Raw genomic sequence first — 7,171 nt, 5'->3', positions numbered from 1 at the left:
AAAGAGTGCGTAATAGCTCACTAGTCGAGAGGTCCTGCGCCGAAAATGTCCGGGGCTAAAACACGACACCGAAGCTGTGGATTGCAGTTGAACTGCAGTGGTAGAGGAGCATTCTTAAGACTGATGAAGCGGTACCGTAAGGAGCCGTGGAGGGATAAGAAGAGAGAATGCCGGAATGAGTAGCGAGATGAAAGTGAGAATCTTTCAGGCCGAATATCCAAGGTTTCCAGAGTAAAGCTGATCTGCTCTGGGTAAGTCGGGACCTAAGGCGAGGTCGAAAGACGTAGTCGATGGACAACAGGTTGAAATTCCTGTACCTTATAAAAACAGAACTGTGGGGACGCAGAGACGAAGTCAGAGCCGGGAGAGGAAGACCCGGTACAAGCGAGGTACCAGTGTGGCAGGAAAATCCGTCATGCAATGGGAAGACGTGATGTGGACCGAAATTTAAAGTAGGGAAGCTGATGAAGGCACTGCCAAGAAAAGCCGCTATTGCTTTTTATAAGCCCGTACCGTAAACCGACACAGGTGGATGAGGAGAGAATCCTAAGGCCGACGGGAGAAGCATTGTTAAGGAACTCGGCAAAATAACCCCGTAACTTCGGGAGAAGGGGTGCCTGTAGAAATACAGGCCGCAGAGAATTGGCCCAAGCAACTGTTTAGCAAAAACACAGGTCTATGCAAAACCGTAAGGTGAAGTATATGGGCTGACGCCTGCCCGGTGCTGGAAGGTTAAGGGGAGATGTTAGGAGCAATCCGAAGCGTTGAACTTAAGCCCCAGTAAACGGCGGCCGTAACTATAACGGTCCTAAGGTAGCGAAATTCCTTGTCGGGTAAGTTCCGACCCGCACGAAAGGCGTAATGATTTGGGCACTGTCTCGACAATGCACCCGGTGAAATTGAAGTACCAGTGAAGATGCTGGTTACCTGCGCCAGGACGGAAAGACCCCATGGAGCTTTACTCTAGCTTGATACTGGGATTCGGTATTGCATGCACAGGATAGGTGGGAGGCTATGAAGCGGTAACTCCGGTTGCCGTGGAGCCGATGTTGGGATACCACCCTTGCAGTATTGGGTTTCTAACATGCAGCCATTAGCTGGCTGGTGGACAATGTCAGGTGGGGAGTTTGACTGGGGCGGTCGCCTCCGAAAGGGTATCGGAGGCGCTCAAAGGTCCTCTCAGGATGGACGGAAACCATCCGAAGAGTGCAAAGGCATAAGAGGGCTTGACTGCGACACCGACGGGTGGAGCAGGTACGAAAGTAGGACTTAGTGATCCGGTGGTATAAAGTGGGATTGCCATCGCTCAACGGATAAAAGCTACCCTGGGGATAACAGGCTTATCACTCCCAAGAGTTCACATCGACGGAGTGGTTTGGCACCTCGATGTCGGCTCATCGCATCCTGGGGCTGTATTAGGTCCCAAGGGTTGGGCTGTTCGCCCATTAAAGCGGTACGCGAGCTGGGTTCAGAACGTCGTGAGACAGTTCGGTCCCTATCCGGCGCGGGCGTAGGATATTTGAGAGGAGCTGACCTTAGTACGAGAGGACCGGGTTGGACTGACCTCTGGTGTATCGGTTGCACTGCCAAGTGCACGGCCGAGTAGCCAAGTCGGGAAGGGATAAACGCTGAAGGCATCTAAGCGTGAAGCCCCCCTCAAGATGAGATATCCCATAGCATAAGCTAGTAAGACCCCTGGAAGACTACCAGGTGGATAGGTTAGAGGTGGAAGTGCAGTAATGCATGTAGCTGACTAATACTAATAGGTCGAGGGCTTGACCTAGAAATTAGATGAAATCAAGGAAATGTGTATGTTGAATCAATGGTATATAAGACTCTAAGTATCGTATAAGATATTTGGGGTCTTTTTTATATGTGTAATTGTTTATTGGATTTGTATAATAAGTTTGAAATTTGTAGAATTATATACTATAATATTAATAATTAAAGAAAAATATTTCGTCCATGCTATTTAAGGGAAGATGCAAAGGGAGGATAAATATGGAAAATGGTGTATTATTAGAAAGCGGAACGAATGAATTGGAAATATTAGAATTTAAGATTGGTGAGAATTTTTATGGAATAAATGTGGCAAAGGTAAGAGAAATACTGCCTTATCAGAAACCTACACCCATTCCTAATGCGCATCCCTATATAGAAGGTATCTTTATGCCCAGAGAAGATATCATAACATTAATTAACTTATCAAAAGCACTTCATGTGACCGAGAACAATGATAGTTTTGGGCATATGAATATTGTGACTAATTTTAATAAGTCGAATATTGCGTTTCATGTCGACGGTGTTGTTGGAATACATCGTGTTTCCTGGGAAGATATCAATAAACCTGATAAAACGATAAATGCATCAGCTACCGGTATTTTAAAGTTGAACAATAAATTAATTGTAATATTGGATTTTGAAAGAATAATAACGGATATAAATCCTGAGACTGGTCTTAAAATGTCTGATTTAAGCCATTTGCATAATAGGATAAATAATAACATGCCTATTCTAATTGCTGAGGATTCTCCTATGTTAAGCAAATTAATCAGAGATTTCCTTGAAAAGGCAGGTTATACTAACTTGATAATGACTGAAAATGGTGCTGAAGCATGGGAAATCATACAGAAATTTACCAATGAAGGTACTGTCTTTGATAAAATAAAATGCGTCATAACTGATATTGAAATGCCTCAAATGGATGGGCATCATTTAACTAAGCTGATTAAATCTGATAAAGAGTTAAAAGCGATACCTGTAATAATTTTTTCATCATTAATCAATGCAGAGATGAGAATAAAAGGTAAGTCAATCGGAGCGGATGCTCAGATAACAAAACCTGAGATTGGTACTTTAATTGAAGTAATGGATAGTCTGGTAAATGCATAAGTGGGGTTTAGAAAGGTACGGTTATTGCCGATATCTTATATATGAGTAATTATTATTGCTTTGTAAAATACGCAATAGAAAAGATAGTAAGAGAAAGGCTATAAACCATATGATGGATGAGAAAGATATATTTAACAATAATGGGGATACCAAAGATAATAATTTGAGACGGGATGATATCTATAGTCGCTTAGATGAATCTTCTGATATGGAGGATGCTGATGAAGATCTTTTAGCTTTATTAGATATGATATCAGCTCAGGATGAAAAGCAAAAAAGTGATATAAGTGGTGTACAGAATTCAGTTAATACATCCAGAAAGGATGATACACCGGCGGAAGTGACAAACGATATTTTCTCAATTGATGATTTTACCTTGGAGAATGAGGAGAGACAGCAAGAGGAAATACAACACGAAGAAAGCTTTCAGCAGGAAGAGGCAGTCGATAGCTTTGTGGCTGAACAGATACTTGAAGTAGATCAAAAAGCTTCTGCTCCTAAATTGAAGAGCCCGGATAATCTCGGAGATATTTTTTCAGATGCACTTAGTGCGATGGATAGTCTTGAAGATGTTAATGATGAACTGCTAGGAGACGTTAAAGCAGCACCTGAAAAGAAATTAGGTTTTTTTCAGAAATTATTATCGAGATTCAGCAAAAAAGATAAGAAAGAAGAAAAGAATAATTCTAATAAAAAAGCCTCAGAAAGTAAAGGTAAGGAAGAGGATAAAAAGCAGAATAAAAAGGAAAGTAAAAATACGAAAGCAGAAAAGGCCAAAAACAATGCTGGTAAAACGGCAAAGGCTAAGCCAAGTAAAAATACTAAAGATAAGAAAAAGGCTGCTGAAGATTCACTTACTGAGGAAGAAAAGCTAAAGTTAGCCAAGAAAAAGGAAGATAAAGCTAAAAAGGCTGCAGTAAAAGCAGAGAAGAAAAAAGCAGCAGATGCTAAGAAAAGTGAAAAAAAGAAAGCAGCAGCTGATAAGGCAGCAATAAAGAAACAAAAGAAGCAGGAAAAGAAAGACCTGACCCCGCCGGATCCTGATGACAATATTAAGCTTAATCCCCTTGGAGTTGTATTTATTCTTACCTTTTTTATATTGATTGCAGGAGTAATTATTGTAGGTACGAAAACCTATTCCTATGGACTTGATGTAAGAACTGCCAGTATTGAGTATTCAAGAGGAAGATATACGGAAGCTTATTATAGTATATATGGCATCAGTGTTAAGAAACAGGATTACAAGACTTATGATAAAATAATGACTACCATGTATGTGAATAAAGAATTAAATTCTTATTATAATTATATGGAAGTCAGCAAATATTCGGAAGCTTTAGATTCGCTTCTCAAAGGATTAGACCGTTATGATATACATATCGCTCATGCAAAAGAACTTGGTATTGAGAAAAATCTGAAAACTATTAAGAAACAGATATTAAAGGAATTAAAGGATACGTATGGACTTACTGAAAAGCAGGCGGATGCTATAAATGCTATAGAAGACCGTGCAAAGTATAGTGTAAAGGTTATCAATATCGCAAGTGAAAAAGAAAAAGAGAAAGAGCTAAGCAAAAAGTAAAAGGGTTAGAGGTTCGTAAATTACGAGAAAAGTAATATAAGAAAAAAGCAATATAAGAGAAAATGCAGTTGTAAGAATGGTAAAATGCTTACAACTGCATTTTAATTATGTATAATGTTTGAAGCAATTAAATAACACCAGCACTTAGTTGCATAAAGTTTCTTTTTGACTTGTTTTTATAAATAACCTATTATACAATAAGGATGTAAACAGTACTTGTAATGTAAACAGTACTTGTAATGTAAACAGTACTTGTAATATAAGCAGTACTTGTAATATAAGCAGTACTTATGATATAAGCAGTACTTATCATATAAATACTTATAATATCATTACAAATAAATAGGAAGAAGTTAGAGTATTTATATATATCTCCAATATGAATATATAAATTAAGTAAAAATTAAGATGCCACATAAAAGGAAGAAGTTAGAGTATTTATATATATCTCCAATATGAATATATAAATTAAGTAAAAATTGAGATGCCACATAAGGGAACGAAGTGGGATGACATTTCAGGAAGGACAGTACATGATAGCGATAATTGATTATGATGCAGGAAATCTAAAGAGTGTTGAGAAGGCTTTAAACTTTCTGGGAGAAGATACAATAGTAACCAGAGACCGAGCAGAAATATTGTCCGCAGATAAAGTGATTTTGCCTGGTGTTGGGGCCTTTGGAGAGGCTATGAAAAGACTTGAGAACTACCGGCTGATTGAAGTAATTCAGGAAGTAACAGACAGTGGGAAACCTTTTCTTGGTATTTGCCTTGGACTTCAACTTATGTTTGAATCCAGCGATGAAGCGCCAGGTGTTGCAGGTCTTGGTATTTTAAGAGGCAGAATACTTCGAATACCGGATAACGGAGAATTAAAGATTCCTCACATGGGATGGAACTCCCTCCAATTTATGAAGGATACCAGGCTATTCTCATCCATTCCTGAAGGCTCCTATGTCTATTTTGTTCATTCCTATTACCTAGAGGCTGAAAAGGAAGAGGAAGTTGCAGCCGTGACGGAATATGGAATTACTATACATGCAGCTGTGGAAAAGAATAATATCTATGCCTGTCAGTTTCATCCGGAGAAAAGCGGAGAAATTGGGCTTAAAATATTAAAGAATTTTGCTGAAATTTAGGAGGCAGGTAATGTTTACGAAAAGAATTATACCATGTCTGGATGTCCATAACGGACGTGTTGTGAAAGGAATAAATTTTGTTAATTTAAGAGATGCCGGCGATCCTGTTGAAGTCGGTAAAGAATATGATAAAGCAGGCGCAGATGAACTGGTATTCTTAGATATAACAGCTTCTTCTGATGCAAGAGCTATTAAGCTTGAGATGGTAAGAAGAGTAGCTGAGACCGTTTTTATACCATTTACAGTAGGTGGTGGGATCAGAACGATTGAGGACTTCAAAGTTATATTAAGAGAAGGTGCGGATAAGATTGCTGTAAATACGGCTGCTATTTTAAATCCTGAATTAATATCTGAAGCAGCGGATAAGTTCGGGCGTCAGTGTGTGGTAGTTGCAATTGATGCCAAAAAAAGAGAAGATGGTTCAGGTTGGAATATCTATAAAAACGGCGGTCGTGTAGATATGGGAATAGATGCAATTGAATGGGCTATGAAGGCAGACAAGCTTGGTGCCGGTGAGATTTTGATTACCAGTATGGACTGTGATGGGACTAAGGATGGTTATGATCTGGAGCTTACCAGGATGATTTCTGAAAATGTATCGATACCGGTTATTGCTTCTGGCGGCGCAGGTAAGAAGGAGCATTTTTTGGATGCATTCACAAAAGGGAAAGCGGATGCAGTGCTTGCAGCCTCTCTTTTTCATTATAAAGAACTTGAAATCAGAGAGCTAAAGGATTATCTTAGAAGTAACGGAGTTAGTGTAAATTATAGAAAAGAATTAATTTTATAAGCCTATGACAGTAAAGGCCGCGGTTAAAGCCGCGGTCATTAAACAGGCATAGCAGTTGAGTAAGAAAGGATTATTTGATATGAGTGCTATTACAAATGATTGGCTGGAAGCGATAGGAGATGAGTTTCGCAAGCCCTATTATTCAAAATTATATCGTTTTATTAAAGAGGAATATAGTAACTATGTGGTGTATCCTAATACCGATGATATATTTAATGCCTTCCATTTGACACCGCTGAATGAAGTTAAGGTGGTTATAATTGGACAGGATCCTTATCATAATGTTGGACAGGCACATGGATTGTGTTTCTCTGTAAAACCGGAGGTAGAGATTCCTCCTTCTCTCTTGAATATTTATAAGGAATTGAATGAGGATTTAGGACTTCGGATTCCCAACAACGGTTACTTGGTAAGTTGGGCTAAACAAGGAGTCCTTCTCTTAAATACTGTTCTGACCGTACGGGCACATCAGGCTAATTCCCATCAGGGACACGGTTGGGAAGAATTTACCGATGCTGTGATACATGCGGTGAATGCCATCGATAGACCCATAGTATTTTTATTATGGGGAAGACCTGCCGGACTTAAGAGACCGATGCTAACAAATCCCAAGCATCTTATTTTAGAGGCACCACATCCAAGTCCTCTGTCAGCCTATAGGGGATTCTTTGGCTGTAAACACTTTAGTAAGACAAATGAATTTCTAAAGGCTAACGGACTTACCCCTATTGACTGGCAGATTGAGGATGTTTAAAGTAAGCTTTAAAT

The 7,171-nt window shown here is 39.3% G+C and carries 5 protein-coding genes and 1 rRNA gene (1 of these 6 cut by a window edge); all 6 read left to right on the top strand.

What is annotated here, in order from left to right; translation table 11 throughout:
* Positions 1-1,783 (top strand): 23S ribosomal RNA (locus tag bsdcttw_RS16945); it begins 1,132 nt to the left of the window's first position.
* 218 nt (positions 1,784-2,001) lie between these two features.
* Positions 2,002-2,892 carry a chemotaxis protein gene (locus bsdcttw_RS16940; protein ID WP_185256017.1) on the top strand — a complete coding sequence of 297 codons (891 nt, stop codon included), beginning with the start codon at positions 2,002-2,004 and terminating at the stop codon, positions 2,890-2,892.
* 109 nt (positions 2,893-3,001) lie between these two features.
* The gene (locus bsdcttw_RS16935) at positions 3,002-4,474 is read left to right on the top strand and encodes a hypothetical protein (RefSeq protein WP_207726424.1); all 1,473 of its coding nucleotides are present in this window, start codon (positions 3,002-3,004) and stop codon (positions 4,472-4,474) included.
* Between the two features lie 533 nt (positions 4,475-5,007).
* Positions 5,008-5,613 (top strand): imidazole glycerol phosphate synthase subunit HisH, encoded by a 606-nt coding sequence (hisH, locus tag bsdcttw_RS16930; protein WP_185256015.1) that lies wholly within the window; start codon positions 5,008-5,010, stop codon positions 5,611-5,613.
* Between the two features lie 10 nt (positions 5,614-5,623).
* Entirely contained in the window at positions 5,624-6,403 is a 780-nt protein-coding gene (gene hisF / locus bsdcttw_RS16925; protein ID WP_185256014.1) for an imidazole glycerol phosphate synthase subunit HisF, read from the top strand.
* Between the two features lie 79 nt (positions 6,404-6,482).
* Positions 6,483-7,157 (top strand): uracil-DNA glycosylase, encoded by a 675-nt coding sequence (locus bsdcttw_RS16920; RefSeq protein WP_185256013.1) that lies wholly within the window; start codon positions 6,483-6,485, stop codon positions 7,155-7,157.
* The last annotated feature ends 14 nt before the right edge of the window (positions 7,158-7,171 follow it).

Origin of the sequence: Anaerocolumna chitinilytica (assembly GCF_014218355.1) — a bacterium.
In the GTDB taxonomy this organism is placed as follows: Bacteria; Bacillota; Clostridia; order Lachnospirales; family Lachnospiraceae; genus Anaerocolumna; species Anaerocolumna chitinilytica.
The sequence above is the reverse complement of the archived record's forward strand: the minus strand, read 5'-3'. Positions and strand labels throughout refer to the sequence as shown.

Excerpts from the sequence above, each read along its gene's own strand:
- bsdcttw_RS16940 (WP_185256017.1), top strand. The coding sequence starts at position 2,002 with ATGGAAAATGGTGTATTATTAGAAAGCGGAACGAATGAATTGGAAATA.
- bsdcttw_RS16935 (WP_207726424.1), top strand. The coding sequence starts at position 3,002 with ATGATGGATGAGAAAGATATATTTAACAATAATGGGGATACCAAAGAT.
- hisH (WP_185256015.1), top strand. The coding sequence starts at position 5,008 with ATGATAGCGATAATTGATTATGATGCAGGAAATCTAAAGAGTGTTGAG.
- hisF (WP_185256014.1), top strand. The coding sequence starts at position 5,624 with ATGTTTACGAAAAGAATTATACCATGTCTGGATGTCCATAACGGACGT.
- bsdcttw_RS16920 (WP_185256013.1), top strand. The coding sequence starts at position 6,483 with ATGAGTGCTATTACAAATGATTGGCTGGAAGCGATAGGAGATGAGTTT.